19 protein-coding genes are annotated in these 17323 nt (G+C 40.2%); 17 read left to right on the top strand and 2 right to left on the bottom strand.

Annotated features, from left to right (window positions below; genetic code table 11):
* Both ACH11B_RS16025 and ACH11B_RS16020 read left to right on the top strand, forming a co-directional pair.
* Positions 1 to 2313 (top strand): phage tail protein, encoded by a 2313-nt coding sequence (locus ACH11B_RS16025; protein WP_377609527.1) that lies wholly within the window; start codon positions 1 to 3, stop codon positions 2311 to 2313.
* Between the two features lie 47 nt (positions 2314 to 2360).
* The gene (locus tag ACH11B_RS16020; protein ID WP_377609530.1) at positions 2361 to 2882 is read left to right on the top strand and encodes a hypothetical protein; all 522 of its coding nucleotides are present in this window, start codon (positions 2361 to 2363) and stop codon (positions 2880 to 2882) included.
* Between the two features lie 95 nt (positions 2883 to 2977).
* On the opposite strand, the gene ACH11B_RS16015 is transcribed toward ACH11B_RS16020, so the two are convergent.
* Positions 2978 to 3178, bottom strand: coding sequence for a hypothetical protein (locus ACH11B_RS16015; RefSeq protein ID WP_377609532.1), 201 nt, complete (start codon positions 3176 to 3178; stop codon positions 2978 to 2980).
* Positions 3179 to 3265: 87 nt separating this feature from the next.
* Between ACH11B_RS16015 and ACH11B_RS16010 the strand changes: the two genes are divergently transcribed.
* Genes ACH11B_RS16010 through ACH11B_RS15995 form a run of 4 tightly spaced genes read left to right on the top strand, consistent with a single transcriptional unit; the run spans position 3266 to position 6130 of the window.
* Positions 3266 to 3763, top strand: coding sequence for a hypothetical protein (locus ACH11B_RS16010; protein ID WP_404273977.1), 498 nt, complete (start codon positions 3266 to 3268; stop codon positions 3761 to 3763).
* The gene (locus ACH11B_RS16005) at positions 3741 to 4331 is read left to right on the top strand and encodes a hypothetical protein (protein WP_377609536.1); all 591 of its coding nucleotides are present in this window, start codon (positions 3741 to 3743) and stop codon (positions 4329 to 4331) included. Before ACH11B_RS16010 ends, ACH11B_RS16005 begins: the two co-directional genes overlap by 23 nt.
* A 28-nt stretch (positions 4332 to 4359) precedes the next feature.
* Positions 4360 to 5823 carry a hypothetical protein gene (locus ACH11B_RS16000; RefSeq protein WP_377609538.1) on the top strand — a complete coding sequence of 488 codons (1464 nt, stop codon included), beginning with the start codon at positions 4360 to 4362 and terminating at the stop codon, positions 5821 to 5823.
* A gap of 16 nt (positions 5824 to 5839) precedes the next feature.
* Positions 5840 to 6130, top strand: a complete 291-nt coding sequence (locus ACH11B_RS15995) for a hypothetical protein (protein ID WP_377609540.1) — start codon at positions 5840 to 5842, stop codon at positions 6128 to 6130.
* A gap of 20 nt (positions 6131 to 6150) precedes the next feature.
* Here ACH11B_RS15995 and ACH11B_RS15990 read toward each other — a convergent pair whose 3' ends face one another.
* Entirely contained in the window at positions 6151 to 6459 is a 309-nt protein-coding gene (locus ACH11B_RS15990; protein ID WP_377609542.1) for a hypothetical protein, read from the bottom strand.
* A gap of 358 nt (positions 6460 to 6817) precedes the next feature.
* Between ACH11B_RS15990 and ACH11B_RS15985 the strand changes: the two genes are divergently transcribed.
* From ACH11B_RS15985 to ACH11B_RS15935, 11 genes are all read left to right on the top strand, one after another.
* Positions 6818 to 7093, top strand: coding sequence for a hypothetical protein (locus tag ACH11B_RS15985; RefSeq protein WP_377609544.1), 276 nt, complete (start codon positions 6818 to 6820; stop codon positions 7091 to 7093).
* Positions 7090 to 8451, top strand: coding sequence for a hypothetical protein (locus tag ACH11B_RS15980; protein ID WP_377609546.1), 1362 nt, complete (start codon positions 7090 to 7092; stop codon positions 8449 to 8451). Before ACH11B_RS15985 ends, ACH11B_RS15980 begins: the two co-directional genes overlap by 4 nt.
* The gene (locus ACH11B_RS15975) at positions 8451 to 9452 is read left to right on the top strand and encodes a DUF6712 family protein (RefSeq protein WP_377609548.1); all 1002 of its coding nucleotides are present in this window, start codon (positions 8451 to 8453) and stop codon (positions 9450 to 9452) included. Before ACH11B_RS15980 ends, ACH11B_RS15975 begins: the two co-directional genes overlap by 1 nt.
* A complete protein-coding gene (locus ACH11B_RS15970) occupies positions 9449 to 9940 on the top strand; it encodes a lysozyme (RefSeq protein WP_377609550.1) in 492 nt (163 codons plus the stop codon). Before ACH11B_RS15975 ends, ACH11B_RS15970 begins: the two co-directional genes overlap by 4 nt.
* Positions 9941 to 9946: 6 nt before the next feature.
* The gene (locus tag ACH11B_RS15965) at positions 9947 to 10771 is read left to right on the top strand and encodes a hypothetical protein (RefSeq protein ID WP_377609552.1); all 825 of its coding nucleotides are present in this window, start codon (positions 9947 to 9949) and stop codon (positions 10769 to 10771) included.
* Complete coding sequence (locus ACH11B_RS15960; protein ID WP_377609554.1) at positions 10768 to 11229, top strand: hypothetical protein; 462 nt, start codon at positions 10768 to 10770, stop codon at positions 11227 to 11229. Before ACH11B_RS15965 ends, ACH11B_RS15960 begins: the two co-directional genes overlap by 4 nt.
* A gap of 40 nt (positions 11230 to 11269) precedes the next feature.
* Positions 11270 to 12901, top strand: a complete 1632-nt coding sequence (locus ACH11B_RS15955; protein ID WP_377609556.1) for a hypothetical protein — start codon at positions 11270 to 11272, stop codon at positions 12899 to 12901.
* On the top strand, positions 12898 to 15357 hold the full coding sequence (locus ACH11B_RS15950) for an alpha/beta hydrolase family protein (protein ID WP_377609558.1): 2460 nt from the start codon (positions 12898 to 12900) through the stop codon (positions 15355 to 15357). The genes ACH11B_RS15955 and ACH11B_RS15950 overlap by 4 nt, the downstream gene beginning before the upstream one ends.
* Before the next feature lie 94 nt (positions 15358 to 15451).
* The gene (locus ACH11B_RS15945; protein WP_377609561.1) at positions 15452 to 16156 is read left to right on the top strand and encodes a peptidoglycan-binding protein; all 705 of its coding nucleotides are present in this window, start codon (positions 15452 to 15454) and stop codon (positions 16154 to 16156) included.
* An 11-nt stretch (positions 16157 to 16167) separates the two neighbouring features.
* Positions 16168 to 16509 carry a hypothetical protein gene (locus ACH11B_RS15940; protein ID WP_377609563.1) on the top strand — a complete coding sequence of 114 codons (342 nt, stop codon included), beginning with the start codon at positions 16168 to 16170 and terminating at the stop codon, positions 16507 to 16509.
* Positions 16506 to 17303 carry a hypothetical protein gene (locus ACH11B_RS15935; RefSeq protein WP_377609565.1) on the top strand — a complete coding sequence of 266 codons (798 nt, stop codon included), beginning with the start codon at positions 16506 to 16508 and terminating at the stop codon, positions 17301 to 17303. Before ACH11B_RS15940 ends, ACH11B_RS15935 begins: the two co-directional genes overlap by 4 nt.
* Positions 17304 to 17323: the final 20 nt, after the last annotated feature.

Genomic DNA, 17323 nt, shown 5'->3' with positions numbered 1-17323 from the left:
ATGTTTGCTTTGAATATATATCGAAACGATGTCATTATAGCTTCCCCCGAAATAGACGAACAAACCACCTATATCAGTGAGTGGATGGGAGCGGATAAAGTACAAGCTACTTTTGTGCTGGACGCTCCTATATACCTTAATGTTGGCGACTATGTTCTATATAACAATAAGAAATACAAACTAACTGGCGCGGTGTCTGGTGTTGAAATTGACGAAAAGACTTATCGTTATACTCCTGTCTTCTATGGTGAAGTATATGACATGTATAGGCCAATTATTAAACACTTAAGGCGCACTAAATTCAGTTATACAGGTACGCCACTTGCTTTGCTTGGATTGGTGGTAGATAACCTTAACGAGCGGCAAATAGGTTGGAGTATTGGTGATGTGGAATTAATAGACGAGCCGCAAACCTTTAATTTTGATCAACAAAGTTGCCGCGTCGCCTTATCTGAAATAGCTGAAAAATTTGAATTAGAATGGTATGTAGATAACAAGAAGATCTACATGAAAAAGTCATTAGGTACTTTACTACCAGTAACATTAAAATACGGCCGTGGTAAGGGCTTGGTGCAAGCTAGTAGGCAATCAGTTGAACAGGATTGGGCTACGATCTGGTACGGTTACGGGGGTAATAAGAATTTACCGGAAAACTATAGAGACGGATTAGATAGGTTGACGTTTGACCCCGGCTATATCGAGCGCAATGTAAATCTTTATGGAGATCAAGAAGGAAGTGTAACGTTTGAGGATGTTTACCCAAAAAGAACGGGCGTTATATCAGCGGTTGACGGCTTGAATAAAGTGTATGATATTGATATAGACTTTGAAATTAAGCCTATCAGTGACAGTAGTGCTAAAATAGTCTTCTTAACTGGTGATCTGGGAGGCGAAGAGTTTGTTATAACTGGATGGGATAATAATGATAAATCAATTCGGTTTGGATTGAATGAGGATAAAGATAGTGGCTATGTAGTTCCAAATGAAAGCCGTTACGCTGCTGTTGGTGATAAGTATGTACTAGTTGGCATTATAATGCCTCAACAATATGTTATTGATGCAGAAGAGGAAGTTAAAAGGCGTACTGCTGAACATGCTGAAAAAAACAGTCATCCGCGTGTATCCTTTCCGTTGGATATAGACGAAAAGTTTGTTAGGGAAATGGGTTTAATCGGCCAATTTAAGGCGGGCAATAGCGTTCATGTTGTTTCAGAAAGTTTGGGTGTTAATGAGTTTATACGCCTTCAATCTATATCATTTCCGCTTGTAAACCCCGCTAAGCTAACTGGTGTAGTATCAGATAGCCTTTTATCAACATACAGTACACAAGAGCGCATAGCGAAGGAAGTAAGGAGAAATAAGAAAATAACATCCGATGCTCAAGCATCTGCTTTGTTTGCTCGCAAAACAGCCGATGAAATAGCTAATGCAGCTATTATGTACCAGTTCTTAAGAACCTATAACGGTGATCAAGCGGTTTTATCTGGTGCGTTTGTGGCGGGTAATCCTCAAGATGGCGAAGTAGCAGGAATCAATGGCGCGGGTTCAGAACCTACAGAAGTGATTTTCTGGGGCGGTTCAACCTATGCTAATAGGGCTATAGCTCCTTATCGTGTACAACGAAATGGTAAGGCTTACATGACGGATGCAGAAATACAAAACGGCTGTAAAGTTGGGTCATTTACTATTAATGGCGGCTATCTTACTACTTCTGATTATTCGGGGTCTGGAACATCCGGTGTTTTGATATCAGATCAGGGATTGGCTAGCAGGAATGCGGGCGCGTCTTGGATTCCCGCTAGTACTGGTATTGGTATTTGGGGATCATTCTTTGGTGCTGTTACAGAAGAGGGAACAACAGACCCCAGTTTTAACGTGTCGTATTCTCCTATTTGGGCTTCTTTGGTCGGTGTAGAGTTTAATAAGTTAAATTCCCAGATGTTGCGTAATACAGCCTTTTGCCGTGGTGTATACGGTTCTTTCGTCACGTCTGTTAAAAATGTCGGTGCTGACTTTTGGGCGTTACGTTGGTCAGCTTCATCTGAGGGTGATGAGCAAATGACCTATGATGATCGTTTATTGATCGTACAACAATTCAAATCCGGTGTGATTCTTCCAGATACACCAGACTGGGGAATGTATGTCAAAATTAAAAATGCTAGAGGAGTAGACATTACAATAAAGGGCGCGGGTACTAATACTATAATCGACCTAGAAAATAACGTAGTAGCTTCATTTGCGCTCCAAGCAGGCAAAACCGTTGAATTAGTGTTTTATCCTGAATCATCCGCTAAAAGATGGTTAATAATATGATTTTTATTGCTTAAACTTGTTGCTGTAAACCAGTAGCAAGTTTAAGTATGAAAAAAGTTTTTACATTATTATTTCTCTTTGGATTGTTATCATGTAGTAAAGACAACCAAGAACCAAATCAACCGCAAACAGAAGAGCAAAAGCAGGAAGAAAAAGAATCAAACGAAAGCGTTAACAAGGTTAAGCAAGGTTTGATTGTTGAGTTTAGTAAAGGTGATGATAGTATCAGTGCAACGGTTACCGTACTGGATGAATATCCTAACCCAGATGACGTAGATTTTAGTCAAGAAAATCAATTAGCACCATTCTTAGTAGCCAGTAATGTTAAAGCAAGCGAATCCGCTTACAAGCATTATGGCTTTGAATTGCCAGAAGGAAAGTATTTAGTGATGGTAGAAGCTAAGTACCCGCAAAATTGCCCTAGTGGAAGTATTTGCAATTTTCCGAGCTATTACAGCCTAAAAGAAATTGAAGTGACTACAGGGGATAAAACGACCGTTAAATTAGATTTTTCTTCTGTAGATCAAATAAGCAATCCAAAAGACAAAAACTACATTGATTGGAAGTAACTTTAATTGTACTTCATCGGGTTTTTAAACGATTTTATAGTTTATTGGTTTTTGAACCGATTTTAAAGCCGCTTTAAATTTGTTTTAAAGCGGCTTTATTTGCTTACATCTTTTGGTGTATCTCCGATTCTAAATAATAGGCTTTCCCCAATTACTTTAGCGTTTGGGTTTGGCACGTCTTCTTCATGCTCTACAAACACATTTGATTCAAATGTGACGCTTATGCCTTGTTTATGAGCTGCTATAGCTTTCTTCTTTAAAGCGTCAAATAATGATGTTAATTCTTCTTCTGTCATTCTATTTGCTTTGTTTTAATGACTTTTAAAGCCATAAACAAATATACTTCAAAATGGTACAAGTGGAATTAATTTAGGTCGAAAATTTTGGTACATTTGGTTTTGCCGATTTTAGTTAGAGGGGAAACTAACAAACCTGAATATGAATCGTTACCTGATTCCATAAAGCGATTGATTGCAAAAAAAAACCAGCACTATCGTCGGGCGCTGCAATTATTTATTGAGATTCCCTACCTAGAAACAGCGGAGGAACGTGCACAGCATGCAATTACACTTTTAAGAGATCATAGAGCTGTACAGGATTATTGGAGATTGATTGATGAATTTAAAGAAACCGGTAAAGAAATCACTTCTGCAGAACAAACACTGGAAGAGGAGGTAAATGATCTGACGCTTATCGAGCTTGCCAAAGAAAGCAAAAATCTTCCGCCCAATATATCTAAAACGAAGGCAAAGCTAAAGGATCTCCCTGACGGCAAGAAACGATCAAAAGCTCTTGTCAAACTGCAGCTATTCGAAAAGCGCCTTGAATTGGTCAAAATTCGTATTAAACAGTTAAGTGATGAACAGCAAGTTGATAGGTAAGAACACCAATAAGGACGATATTATCGCCTACCTAACAGATCCGGAATCAATCCAGGATCAACTTACCAAAAAACAACAGGAGTTGCTTGATTGGTATATTGATGCTTACACCTTAATGCGTAATTACAATAGTATTCCTGACACCATCGCTGTGATGATCAAGTTATCAGAGAAGCGTGGAGAAAGAATCAGTATGTCCACCGCGAGAAGGTATATATACGATGCGCTTGACATTTTCGGCGGGGTCAATAAGATGAAGCCGGATGCAATAAAACACTTGGCTATCGAGATGTTACTGGACGCTGCCGCTTTAGCTAAAGAGCAAAAGAATCCACTTGCAATAATCGCTGCTTCTAAGGAGCTAAGAGCCGCGGGTGGTGTGGATGACCCTAACGCTATCAATCCGGACGATTTGGAAAGGCATGACGTATACATTAGCCTGGACAAGCGGTCAGCTAAAATGCTAGAAAAACTTGTAGAAAACGGGCCAATTGACCTGGACTCATTAATGAACAACCGTGTTGAAGATATTGAATATGAAGATCTGAACGATGCTGAATCTGAATAGGCCAAAAATTGAGTTAAAGCGGAATCTAATGCAATTAATGGTTAGATTGGCTACGCAAAAAACGAAAGTTATTGAAGGTGGTCGAGGTGTCGGTAAATCAACCGTATTGGCTGACGAAATAGAGGAAACAGTTCATGATATGCCTAGATCGACGAACTTTCTCCAGGGCGTTACATTTCAACAATTACTTACTAGAACTCTTCCCTCTACCATTGCTTCCCTGGAATCATTCGGCTATAAAAAAGACGTGCATTTTGTTATCGGTAAACGAGTTCCGAGATCTTGGAAGTGGGATGAACCTTATGAGGCTTTATTTGATTACAAGCATGTAATTACCTTTTATACCGGTGCATGTTACGTGATGCTTAGTCAAGATGTAAGCAGTCGTGGTATCAACACCGCAAGCGGTATTTCGGACGAGTTTTGCTTATTGGATCTTCCAAAGTTTCAAGCAGAAACGTTAGCTACTTTGCGAAGTCAAAAAAAACGATTCAAGCATAAAAAACGATATTTATCGCAAACATATTGCAGTTCCATTCCTCGTACGATCGAGGGTAAGTTTATCTACACGTTTGAAGAGGAGGCCAAAAAAAATCCAAAAGATGTTTTTTATATAAGAGCTAGTTCCTATGTGAATGCAGAGAACCTACCTGATAATTGGTTTGAGATACAGCGCCGTTCAATGACGGCATATGAATTTGATATTGAAATCAGAAACATTAGGCCAAAAGCAGTTACCGGCGGATTTTATCCACTTTTCAATGAAAAGAATCATACTTACACCAATTATAATACCGATTATCTAAAAGGATTGATCGATAATGATAATGGTTATGAAGCGAAAACATTCGCCGAAATGGATTGCCGTCAAGATGGAGATCTTTACCCTAATCAACCGCTCGACATTGCCCTGGACTATGGAAAATTTTGCTGCATAGTTACGGGCCAAGAAAACTTCTTATACGAGTTCAATTACTTGAGCTCTATTGCAACGGAAAAGCAGGAAATGATAGATAAGACCGTTGAGCGGTGGTGTCGTTATTACCAGTACCATAAGACACGAGAGGTTCATTATTGGTATGATCAGACGGCCGTAGGTAAAGATGCTAGGTCTCCTAAAACTTATCAAGAGATAGTGGTAGAAACACTACGAGCCAATGGTTGGACTGTTATTGAACATTATTACGGTTCGGCCCCTACGCATGACGATAAGTATAAATTTTGGGGTATTGCTATGAGAAACGATCATCCATCGTTGCCAATATTCAAGTGGAATAAGCATAACTGCAAACACCTGATCGAATCTATTCAGAATGCTAAAGCAAGGCAAGGCAGGTTAGGAGTCGAAAAAGATAAATCTGACGAGCGTAAGGATTGGGTAGATCAGCGCACTACTACTCACTTTAGTGATGCCGGCGACATGATTGCTTACTTTAAATATTCCAATAGGCTGGTGTCTAGCGGATTTGCTATACCTGTTCAAATTAGATGATTAATTATATTTGTGTATGAAAAATAAAGTTTATGCAGCTGCAGCGCGTGACATCATTGTGTCGTCTGCCAAGATCAATGAAGCTATCAAGATGGGATTGATCAATATTACCGGATCTACTGTATTTCTTTTTCCTGAAATAATGAAAACGGGAAAAGCTGCAGAGAATTTTGCTTTTCGATTATTTGAATTCTGTTTAAGAGAAAAGTATATCAAAGAAAACGAAACCTTATCATTCAAGCATATGGAGAGTGGGGATTACATAGGGACTTATAATAAAAAGCAAAAGGCTGTATTGTTGGTGTGATCCTCAAATATTCGTCTGCCTCATTGCTCCTCACACAGGTCGTTGCTTAGATACTTATTTAGCCCAAGTACCTTATACTTATAGTATATGTAACGAATCTCTTTATCGAATTCATTATACAGTGCCTCCGTAAACTCCTTTGTCCAACGCTTGGGTCGATCCGAGATCGAACTATATTCCCATATCTGCCCTTTAAAGAACGCATGATGATTGCCTAACTTATCTTTCAAATAAAAGCGAGGATTGCCTGCAAGCATATTAAAACTATAGGGTACAATCATGAGTCTCTTATGATAATAAAACTCTATACTTCCAAAATAATGATTCATTTTTACTAAAAATATTAGCAAATCTAAAACTTTATGTGATATCTTGCAAGCTTGAAGGCTTACCGGGCTCTATAGGATCGGCCATCCCTCCCCCTCCCCCTCATATTTCGGGATATTTTAAAATTGGCAATTGCCGTTTTTTGACAGGGCGCGGCGGGGTTCGCAAGCAAAAAATAAAGTTTTTTTTGGCGGGTGACCCGTGTTAGAGCACTGATTTTCAGTAAATAACACCGTTTTTTAAGCAATTTTTTGAAACTTTTATTGTAATAGCCTCAAAATCAGAATAAACGCGTCATTCACATATTTAGACGAAAAACTTGTCGTTTTAATTTCAGTCTTTAAAAGCCACTTTCGTGGTATGGAAAGCATACATCTTTCAGAGGTATACAAAGAGATGGACAATTGTCGCTACTTGTCTTCTAAAAAAACTTTTTCAATCAAATATCTCACTGCTGACGTGACCAGGGAAACTGGCGGAAAATGGGTATTTGTGGAGCGTGCTCAAATATGTGGTTTACCTTATAATGTGAAAGATAATGATATGCGAGGACTAGTAGACTTATCGACCGGGATAAAAACGGCTATCCATAACCAACTGATCTATGAATTTAATCAGAAAAAAGTTTTCAAATGAGTGTATCACATATTGAGTATACAAAAAGCGGTATACCTTCGGTTGGTTTTATGGAGGGTGGCGCGGTCGTTTTTACCTCCAAACAGCCTAAACAACAAATCAAGTCCTTACCCCCCGACAAGAACGAGGAAGGTTCTCCGCAAAAGTGGGTTCCGTGGGGAGTATCGGATGACTTTCCTAAAGAGGTTTGGAAAGAGGTACGAAAAAGCGGCGTAGCGAGATCAGCACTTCAATTGCTAACTGCAAAACTTTACGGACAATCCTGTATCCCAGTGCTCGAAACGGGCTTTGATCCAAAAACGAAAGAAGCTACTTATGAAACGGTAGATCAAGACCATAAGGTGTGGGAATTTTTAGACAGGAGCAACTTCGACATTTGGAGACTTTGTGTGATTCAAGACTATGTTAGCATGTATAACAGTTTTCCCATGCTGATGATGAATGCCGACCGATCCGAGATTGTTCGCTTAGCGCATGATAAAGTTTTTAAGTTTCGGTATGCTCCGTATAATCGAAAAACCAGGCGAATTGAAACCTGTTTCCGATCGGCAAATTTTCCGAGCCCTGCAGAAGATGAACTTGACGAGTTACCGGTTATTGATCCAAAAGACTGGTATCAGGAGGTGGATCGTATCAAGCACACGGATTCGAGGTTTAATTATGTATTCCCGACATATTATCCTGATCTGCTTAATGACTATTACTCACTTGTTTATTGGGACGGCGTACGCAGCAATGGTTGGTTGGAAATTAGTAATTCTATTCCCGCTTACAAGCGTGCTATATTTAAAAATCAAACCACGATCAAGTATCACGTAAAGATTCCCTACTCCTATTGGACTACCGTCTATCCAAATTGGCATAACATGGATGAAAAAGTCAGATCAAAGATAGTTAACGATAAACTTGAGGAAATGGATAAATATCTAACCGGGAGTGAAAACGCAATGAAAACTTTTATCTCTCATTTCGGTGGTGGTGCGCGCAATGAACTAAAGAAAGAGGATACAGCTTGGGAAATCCAAGCATTAGATGACAAAGTAAAAGGTGACGCATATTTACCTGATTCCGCTGCAGCAAATGCGGAGATCCTTTTCTCCATGCTTGTTAATCCCGCGTTATTCGGAGTTGGTATGCCTGGCGGATCTTACACCGGTGGCGCAAATAATGGTGGATCCAATATAAGAGAAAGTTGGCTTGTGATGAACGCAATAAATGCTGCAGATCGGAATATAATTTATCAAGTCTTCCGTTTCGTTGCCCGTTATAACGGTTGGGATAGACGGATGAGGTTGCTAACCCTCGATAAAGTGTTGACTACTACCGATACAGGCGGAGGAACTAAAATTGTAAGCTAATGAAATCACTGATAACGACTATCGAAGAGATGCAAATGTATCTCTCATTTAACAAATCAATTGGCTTTGGCAAACTAAAACCACACGTTGAACGTACTCAACGGGAAAAGATGCAAAGTTTACTTGGGAAGGATCTTTACGATGAACTTGCAAGTGCGTACGAGTCCGCTAATAACAAAGTAGATGGAATGCCTGAACACATGCAGGAATTGATGCAAAATATTCAGGACGCTATTACCAACATCGTTTTCCTTTCCTTTTTAGCTCAAGGTCAATTGGTTTTGGGGGATAGCGGATTCAGGTTAGCGGTTAATGAAAACGAAAAGACAGCTTTTCAGTGGCAAATTGAAGATTTTAAGTATCAACTAGGTTTGGACGGCTTCAACGCACTTGATAGGGTTCTATCATACCTTGAAAAGAATAAAGATAGTTTTCCTAACTGGAGCATCAGCGAAGCTTATTTTGAACAAAAAAAATACCTTGTCGATACGGCTGTGAAGTTTAATGACCATTACTACATAAACGACTCCCGGATGACTTATTTGTCGGTGAGGTACATCATGAATCGGATTGAACAACACGTCGTAAAACCTCTATACGGAACAAAACTATTTAACAAAATCAAGGAAAAATTTAAGATCGGCACAATGTCTTCTGCTGAGAAGTATCTACTTACGAATCATTTAGAGCCTGGTATAACCTTGTTAACTGTTGCGAAGGGCGTTATTGAACGATCGTTAAATCTTTTGGACGCCGGTGTAAGCGTTAATCTTTATAGCTACTATGCTAATTTGAAGATTTATGACAAAAAGCTAAGGAGCCTCGATGATAAATCGGATATGGTTCAGCAGCTACAAGATGATGGCAACGCCTTTCTCCAGGCGGGTAAAGATTACGTCGAGCAGCACAAAGATGAGTTCCCGGAATACGAAGAATCAGACTTACCAATTTCTATTTTTCAAATAATAAACAATGAAGACCGTAAATTTTTTGGTGTATGAGTAAAAGAAAAGTTTCTCTTTCCGGTATCAAGCATATAAAGCAGTTTGAAGGGCTAAGAATGAATGCCTATTTGGACGGTGATGGCTTGTGGAACATTGGATATGGAAGCCTTTATTTAGGCGACGGTAACAGAACAAAAGAAGGAGATCGGCTTAAGAGCCGCAAACAGGCCGATGACATTCTAGCCTATAATATCGCTCTTTGTGAATCGATCATTGATCAAGTGGCACCGATAATACCGCTAACGCAAAACATGTTTGATGCCCTGGTCAGCTATGTACATTCGAAGGGGCCTTATATCTTTCTATACTCTAAAGTTCGGGAGCTGCTTTCCAGTTATAAAGTGGATGACAACTTAAAGTTGTATCGGAATGATATCGCCTTTGAGATATCTGCAGATCATCAGTGCAGAAAAACAGCTAATTCAAAAACAAAACATCAGATCGTGTCGCGCAGGATACGCGAGAAACAGGTATTTTTAATGTAGATTGCTATGACCGATATCGTTTTTGAAGTCGATGGAAAAAAACACGAGCTATTGCTCCCGGAATGTTGGAATGAAGTTCAAAACGTACATTATCCACATTTAGCTCATTTATTTTTAAAAGAAGCTCACCAAATGAATGAATATGACAAGATGGTTCGAGCTTTTTGTTTGCTAGCTCAATCGGTTTGGCCTGCGATTGAAAAATTAAGTGAAGAGCAGATTTACGATCTTGTACAACTTACATTTTGGGTATTTGAACGGTTAGATCTATCAGTAAATAAAATTCCTGAATTTTCTATCAAAGGAACCACTTATTATGGCCCTGCGGATCGGCTAGACAATCTTCGATTCGGCGAGTTTGTTATGGCAGAAACCTATTTTATCCAATATTTCAACACAAAGGATCCGAACGTATTAAATAAACTGATTGCGGTACTATATCGGCCCAAAGGAAAAGGTAAAGAATACGTAGTTGGATCCGCTACTTATCGCGGTGATGTCCGGGTAAAATTTAACGGTCAGAACGTCGACGATCAGGCAAAAACCTTCGAGTTGCTTAATCCAGTAATTAGAGACGCTATTTATCTCTTTTACGTGTCGGCCAGATGGTTATTGTTTGAGAACTTTCCTCATATCCTTCCAAAAGGCAAAAATAAGAGTAAAGGAGCTTCAAGCAAGCCTAATGAGCCAAATTACGGATGGATTGGCGTCTTCGACGATATATGTGGCGAAAAAGGTCGTACACCGGAGATGTTGGAGGATGAATTCGCGAGCACGATCCTTATGAGCTTAGAGCGTACCCAAATCAAATGGAAAAAGAATAAAAAATGAAACTTAAAGATTACACGGACATTATCACCGAATTCGGCGCACAAGATCCTGTATTAAATCATTCGCAAGGGGATGAATCCGTCTTTTATAGAACACCTGAAAAAGCGCAAAGTATGTTAGCTGACTTTGGTGTTGGTAAGTATATCTGCTTTATTGCTCCTTATGAGAAAAATGGTGGTGTAAATAAGGGTGAAGGAGGTGTATGGAAAAAGCAGGGAATGATTTTATTTCTCTCTCAAGTAGAAATGGATAATCCTGAAAGCGAATTAGAGGTATTGGATCAATGCGAGCAACTTAGCGATCGTCTTTTTTCCTACCTGTACAGACAGCGTGGTGTAGATGAGCGTGTTTTTGGGATAGATCTAAGTCACTGGTCGTGTGATTACATTGGGCCAGTAGGACAAAATCATTATGGTTATGTCTCGTACTTCGAACTAAAGGATCCTATCCAACTTTAATGTCGTTTTATATGATCTACTGACCATGCATTTTTGAGGCATGGCAATAACGATTCTTCAGAAACCTGCAGAACTTTCTTTTTCAGGCAACGGAATGCTTTTTAAGGTAAAGAGCGATCGTGCAATTGCGTCTATGGGAACGAAAGCACAAAATGCCATTGATATCATTCAATTAGCGGTAGGTGACTCAATAAAGTTAGATTACGGCAACGATTACATTGAAATCAAGGTCGTTGATAATCCGAACAACCTAGGTTACGAAGTTCGGCCGGTTGCTATTGGAGAAACGAATAAGGGTTCTGCTATTTTGTCGGCATTGCAAAATAACTTTTATCTCAACAGACACTTCGATTTATCTGCTTCCGGTAATCAAGCAAGGCTATATGCGAAGGAAATCGGAAGCCAATTTAATATTTCGCCTCGTGTCGAAGAAAACAAATATAGTGTTGTCGAGGGTTCAGGTGAAGACGCTGCGTTGCTCCCGAATTTTAAAATTATGGTTGAAATCTATCTTAACAGGATAGACGGGAGTGGTTATGACATAATCTACACAGAACAGTTAAACACCGATAACCTACTAAGCGATGAGCTTACGATCGATGTAAGTAAAGCTTTGAACGCTGCCTTAGAGCATGATATCCCTGACTTTAACGATACTACGATCACCTTTTGTAAGAAATCAAAGCGAACCTACTACGTGCAGTTCACCGAAGTTTACGGCGATAATCCGCTACCTATGCAAACGCTTATATCGGATATCTTTCACGTTGCAAAGGGAGGCCTCTCCTATCACGGAAACAGAACAGCTGATTTAGTGTCCTGGTTGAACCGTGAGCCGGAGCCTGAATACGATCGATTTTTAAAGCAAGGCGATTCCGTAATAAAAGTCCGTACAAATCAACCTGAATATTTGCACTTCATTAATCTGCGATCGCAAACTTCGGCGATCCGTTTAAAAATAGAATTACTGTTTGCCGACGAAAGCATACAGACAATTGTCTTAGAACCTATCAGCGTCTCTTTATATGACAAGCTTTGTATACCTACCGGTTACACTTATTTAGGATTGACAGATCACAATCCTAATCTAACGCTTAGGGAATACAAAGTATCTCTTATTAATCAGAATCAGCAGCCTATCAGTCAGAAAATCACTTACAAGATGGATTACTTCTATCGGGAAATTGTTCGTTATTTCTGCTATAGTACAAGTCTGTCAGGAATAGATACACTAGCAACGCACGGAAGAGTTACAGCAAGCTACGAATTTAGTCAGGAAGAAAGCCGTAAACCACGCTTCGCTGATTATAAACTAACTGATGGGGATTACACGCAGTTTAACCAAAAAATTCGAAGGACTTTTAAAGCAGTAACTAATTACGTCACCAAAAGACAGTTCGATCTGTTGACGGATTTTGTGCTCAGTAAACACAAATTCATCGTCAGAACCTTTAGAGCCCTTCCGATCAGTGTTGACGGAAAGGAATTTGGCAAACATAAGGATCTGCAGAACCTTCATCCATACGAGTTTGAATACATGTACAACTTTGAGGACGATCATTACACTGAGGGTGACTCGGATGATAATGGCGCATACATCGACGAGTTGTATTTACCTGAAAGCGCTAACAATAGTCACTTCACCTATACATTTCCATTTTTACTATCATGAGTATTGAATTAAATATTCCGAACAAATCTACTGGACAAAGTTGGACTGCAGAAGAGATGATGCAGGTCATAAATGCACTTCGACAATTAGGGTTAGCTGTAGACGGAGCAACAACAGGACTTGCAGGCGTTGTAGAATCTGACGCATTTGTTCCGCCGATCCCTCCAGGAGAGCCGCCAATTAAAGTGGCTTATTTCGCTAAGGATGGTACCTATCCAAATTTCCCTACGGGCGAAGGTCCATTGACCCTGACCAAACCTTTTAATGTAATATCTTGGAATGGTATAGAAGCTAAGGCTATCGGGATCGACATAGGCGTTGATTTGAGTGATTATGTTTCAAACGAGCAGAAGAATGCCCCTAATGGTGTTGCTGCTCTGGATGAGAATGCTGAGTTGCCTGATTATGCTAAAAAAGCAGAATTACCCACAATAGAGCTGTCATCGGGTGGAGCTGATTGGTTTGAACTTCCTGATACTGCGACATTTATCGATAAAGGAATTTCGGCATCTTCGGATTTGATCGACGCTGCTTTTAATTTATCTGATTACTACAATGTGGATGGTGGGGACACCATTAATTTAGAACCTACAGGTACAGGTAATTATTCAACCGTTATTGGTCTATACCTGGAAGACGGAACCCCTTTTGGAACCCGTTTGGCCTCCGACCCGTTATTACAGAATGTTCCCGTTAGCTATGTCGTACCACAAGGCGTAAGAAAGGTGCTCTTCTACCATTCTACAAGAGCCGGTTTGAAGTATCCGTTTAGAATCAGAATTTTACCAGCTGTCAAATCATTGAAGGTAGACGAAAGTATTATCGATTTTGAAGGTATAAACAAGTCTGTTGCTTTTGTAACTAAAAACCAAAGTAAGTTGACTTATGCAGACGAATCTGCCAATGTGCAGTTAGATTTTTCGGAGGCAGAACCTACAATGAACGACAAGGCCATCGGAGCTGATAGCTCGATAATTGATAGTAATTTTGGCCTTACCGATTATGTTCCGGTTCCCGAAGGAGCTACGGAAGTAACAATTATATCTAAAACAGGAGCTAACACTTCTAAAATTGTTGGTATTTACGACGCACAAAAGCAACCCGCAGGAAATAGACTAGAAGATCCTGACGGACCATGGACAACAACTTCGTTTACGCATCAAATACCGGAAGGAGTGTCTTTTTTGGTGTTTTACCTGGAAAACCAAAGTTCAACAACCCCGGCGAAATATCCATTGGTCGTTTCGTTTAATGTAGGAGAAATATCCGTTCTTAAAAGCGAAAGTGGCGCAACCTTTCCTTTGGCAGAGGTAAAAACATTGGCTGAATCCAACGCCTCTGAAATAGCTGATCACGAAGCCCGTATTGAATTTTTAGAAGCTAATCAGGACACACCGGTCTATCTTCCTCGTCCCGCGAATGGTGTCGTAAACTTTCAAGTTCCAGTCAATTGTGCATTACCTGATGTGACAAGTCAAACGCTCAATACGCAGGATAGCGTGGAAGAGTTTAACGATTGGGGTATACTGCAACTCCCAACAAACTATCAAAGGGCGGGAAAGCCTACACGTCTGGTTATCGGTTGCCATGGTACCGGAACCTGGATAAGTGGAGCGACTACAACACAGACAGCGGCCAACTTTTGGCTATCTCAAGGTTATGCTTTATTGGACATGAACGGCATTCCCTCGGATTTTGTAAACGGGGATAATACTCGCAGGCACTTTGGTGCACCGTTCGCGCTTCAAAGTTATATTAAAGGCTATGAATGGGCAATCAAAAATTATAATCTTGCGAAAGATGGATGCTTTGTCTATGGTATAAGTATGGGCGGGCTTGCTTCTATGATGCTGGTTCAGTCAGGTAGTATACCGGTGCTTGCACAAGGGGCATTTGCGCCCGTAACAGACCATTTCAAACAGGCATGGTGTAATCCGTGGTTCACAGACACGACACAAAGGAGGGACATCGCATTATATTTTGGATTCGAAGGCACTGCACCGGCTTATACAACTCAAGAACCGCCTACACAGGCCGAAATTGATTATTATTTAAACAACATTTATAAGGTGTTGGGGTATAATCCTATTTTAAAGCATGTTCCGAATGTTGGAGTTGATGTTGCCAACGGCATATACAACACCATTCCGCCAAACACGATAGAGGATCAACCCTCCGAGGCGGCCAACTATGCGCAATATAGCAAAGTACATCCGGTTCCGTTGAAGATATGGCATAATCTCGATGATTCAACCGTAAAGTACAGATACAGCAAGTATTTTGTCGAAATGTGTAAAAGAGCTGGGTGTTTAGCCGAACTACGGACATTCCCAAGCGGCGGGCATAACGCATGGCTTAACGGAGCTAATGTAACTGTCGAAAGCGTAGACGGTGGCACGGTTACGATTCAGTCAAGCATGTACGAATGTATGTTGTGGTTTCAACGATTTGAATAACTAGTATGCTAGAAAAAATCATTAGAAAGATACTGATCGGGCACGCTCAATAATTGTCGTTTCCCTCCCCTCCCGTTCATAGCACTTTAGCTGCATGGACATCCCAAAAATCAAAAAACGATTAAATGAGCTTGGTTATGGGCCGCTTAGTGAAAGTGGCCCTAATGCTCAATATTACGGCCCTTCTACGACAGCTGCAGTGATTGCTTTTCAAACTGATCACGGATTAGAAACAGATGGCGAAGTTGGCCCGGAAACTATAACCGCTCTTTTTCCTAACGAAAAGTTAGTCCAGGACACGGATCCTTATCAGATTAAAGCTTACCCTATAATTGATAACTCGCTTCGAATGCATGCAATGCATATTATGCTATCACAGGTTGGGTTGAAAGAAAAAGGGAATAACGGAGGGCCTGCCGTGAACGCGTTCTTAAAAAGCGTTGGTCTTGGAACCGGCTATGCCTGGTGTATGGCGTTCGTTTACTGGTGTTTTAACGAGGCTTCTAAAGACCTTCAAAAGTTCAATCCTTTGATCAAAACAGGCCATGTACTTACTCAATGGAACAAGGTCGACAAATCATTTAAAATTCTTTCTGATCCGGAACCGGGCGACATTTTTATTATGGATTTTGGAAACGGATCCGGACACACAGGAATGATCACTGGAACTTCCGATAATGTTACGGTGACCACGGTTGAGGGAAACACAAACAGAGAGGGCTCACGCAATGGGGACGGAGTCTATGTGCGCACACGAAAAATGAATAGCATCAAGGGCTATATCCGTATTCCTGGTTAAAAATTAATCAAATGAACCTGTCAGATATATTGAGCAAACTTAGGCTTTCGGAGATTCAAAAGTATGCAGTGGGTTTTGTGCTGATGATAATGGGTTGGCTAGTTGGGTTCTTTGTTCAATCATCTGATAAAAAAGACGAGGTCAGAGTGAGACAATTGGAAGCATCCATTGCTTATTATCGGGCGAGAGATTTGGAACGGGAGCACCATTGTGACTCAGCCGTTAATTTTTGGCAAACTAAGTACATGCAGCAAGTGGAAGCTAACACCGAATACTTTAAAAAATTAGATAGCACAAATAGAGCCGCTCTAATCAAACCGGCACAAAAGATTTTAAACACCCTTGAAAAATGAAAAAGGCAATTCCTTACTTGGTAATATTGCTCCTGGTGGGAGTAATTTACTATTTGTACACACGTCCAAAAGATATCGTGACTGTTCCGGTTAGCACGATTGTTCGTGACACTGTTCTACAAGTTAAATGGAAAGACAGCGAGGGACGAAACCATTCCAAAATTGAAACGGATGGAAATATCATCTCACAAGAAGATTTGAAAGACCCTACCAAGAGAAGTCCTGCGATTGATACTGCAGCAAAAGCACTTAACATTGCAAACAACAAAATACAACAGCTTACCTCCTTATTGGTAGTTAGCGAAGCGAACCGTCTTAAAGCGGAATATAAAATGGATAGCATGAAACGCTCTGTAATTTATTACTCGGGGCCATTTATAGACATTACCTATACACCTCCTGATTCGCTGACCCGATCTGAGTATCCAAATGGCGCTTTTGGTTATCAATATAGAGGTAAATTGGATTGGGTGACTTATAAAGAACAAAAAAAGTTGTTCAACATCATACCGATAACGAAAGAAAAAAGCTACACCGATTTTTTTTTAGCCGATACGAACGCCTATATAGCGCCAGGAATGAAACGGATCACTATTAAGCAAGAAGATCCAAATTTCGGAGTGCGTATACAGGCAAGCAGTTTTGTTAATCCTGAAACATGGAGCGTTGGCGTCGGCCCTGCTCTTCGAGTTGATATTGGTAGGGTAAGTATTCAGGGACAATATTTGCAGTATCCCCGATCCGGAAATTGGCGATGGGGTATTAACACTAACTATGATTTAGTGAGGTTTTAGTGATAGAATTATTTAAGGTA

The organism is Olivibacter sp. EAT-5 (assembly GCF_044784325.1).
In the GTDB taxonomy this organism is placed as follows: domain Bacteria; phylum Bacteroidota; class Bacteroidia; order Sphingobacteriales; family Sphingobacteriaceae; genus Olivibacter; species Olivibacter oleidegradans.
The sequence above is the reverse complement of the archived record's forward strand: the minus strand, read 5'-3'. Positions and strand labels throughout refer to the sequence as shown.

Excerpts from the sequence above, each read along its gene's own strand:
- ACH11B_RS15945 (WP_377609561.1), top strand. The coding sequence starts at position 15,452 with ATGGACATCCCAAAAATCAAAAAACGATTAAATGAGCTTGGTTATGGG.
- ACH11B_RS15975 (WP_377609548.1), top strand. The coding sequence starts at position 8,451 with ATGAAATCACTGATAACGACTATCGAAGAGATGCAAATGTATCTCTCA.
- ACH11B_RS16005 (WP_377609536.1), top strand. The coding sequence starts at position 3,741 with ATGAACAGCAAGTTGATAGGTAAGAACACCAATAAGGACGATATTATC.
- ACH11B_RS15965 (WP_377609552.1), top strand. The coding sequence starts at position 9,947 with ATGACCGATATCGTTTTTGAAGTCGATGGAAAAAAACACGAGCTATTG.
- ACH11B_RS16025 (WP_377609527.1), top strand. The coding sequence starts at position 1 with ATGTTTGCTTTGAATATATATCGAAACGATGTCATTATAGCTTCCCCC.
- ACH11B_RS15950 (WP_377609558.1), top strand. The coding sequence starts at position 12,898 with ATGAGTATTGAATTAAATATTCCGAACAAATCTACTGGACAAAGTTGG.
- ACH11B_RS16020 (WP_377609530.1), top strand. The coding sequence starts at position 2,361 with ATGAAAAAAGTTTTTACATTATTATTTCTCTTTGGATTGTTATCATGT.
- ACH11B_RS15980 (WP_377609546.1), top strand. The coding sequence starts at position 7,090 with ATGAGTGTATCACATATTGAGTATACAAAAAGCGGTATACCTTCGGTT.
- ACH11B_RS16000 (WP_377609538.1), top strand. The coding sequence starts at position 4,360 with ATGCAATTAATGGTTAGATTGGCTACGCAAAAAACGAAAGTTATTGAA.
- ACH11B_RS15955 (WP_377609556.1), top strand. The coding sequence starts at position 11,270 with ATGGCAATAACGATTCTTCAGAAACCTGCAGAACTTTCTTTTTCAGGC.
- ACH11B_RS15940 (WP_377609563.1), top strand. The coding sequence starts at position 16,168 with ATGAACCTGTCAGATATATTGAGCAAACTTAGGCTTTCGGAGATTCAA.
- ACH11B_RS16015 (WP_377609532.1), bottom strand. The coding sequence starts at position 3,178 with ATGACAGAAGAAGAATTAACATCATTATTTGACGCTTTAAAGAAGAAA.
- ACH11B_RS15990 (WP_377609542.1), bottom strand. The coding sequence starts at position 6,459 with ATGAATCATTATTTTGGAAGTATAGAGTTTTATTATCATAAGAGACTC.
- ACH11B_RS15995 (WP_377609540.1), top strand. The coding sequence starts at position 5,840 with ATGAAAAATAAAGTTTATGCAGCTGCAGCGCGTGACATCATTGTGTCG.
- ACH11B_RS15970 (WP_377609550.1), top strand. The coding sequence starts at position 9,449 with ATGAGTAAAAGAAAAGTTTCTCTTTCCGGTATCAAGCATATAAAGCAG.
- ACH11B_RS15985 (WP_377609544.1), top strand. The coding sequence starts at position 6,818 with ATGGAAAGCATACATCTTTCAGAGGTATACAAAGAGATGGACAATTGT.
- ACH11B_RS15960 (WP_377609554.1), top strand. The coding sequence starts at position 10,768 with ATGAAACTTAAAGATTACACGGACATTATCACCGAATTCGGCGCACAA.
- ACH11B_RS15935 (WP_377609565.1), top strand. The coding sequence starts at position 16,506 with ATGAAAAAGGCAATTCCTTACTTGGTAATATTGCTCCTGGTGGGAGTA.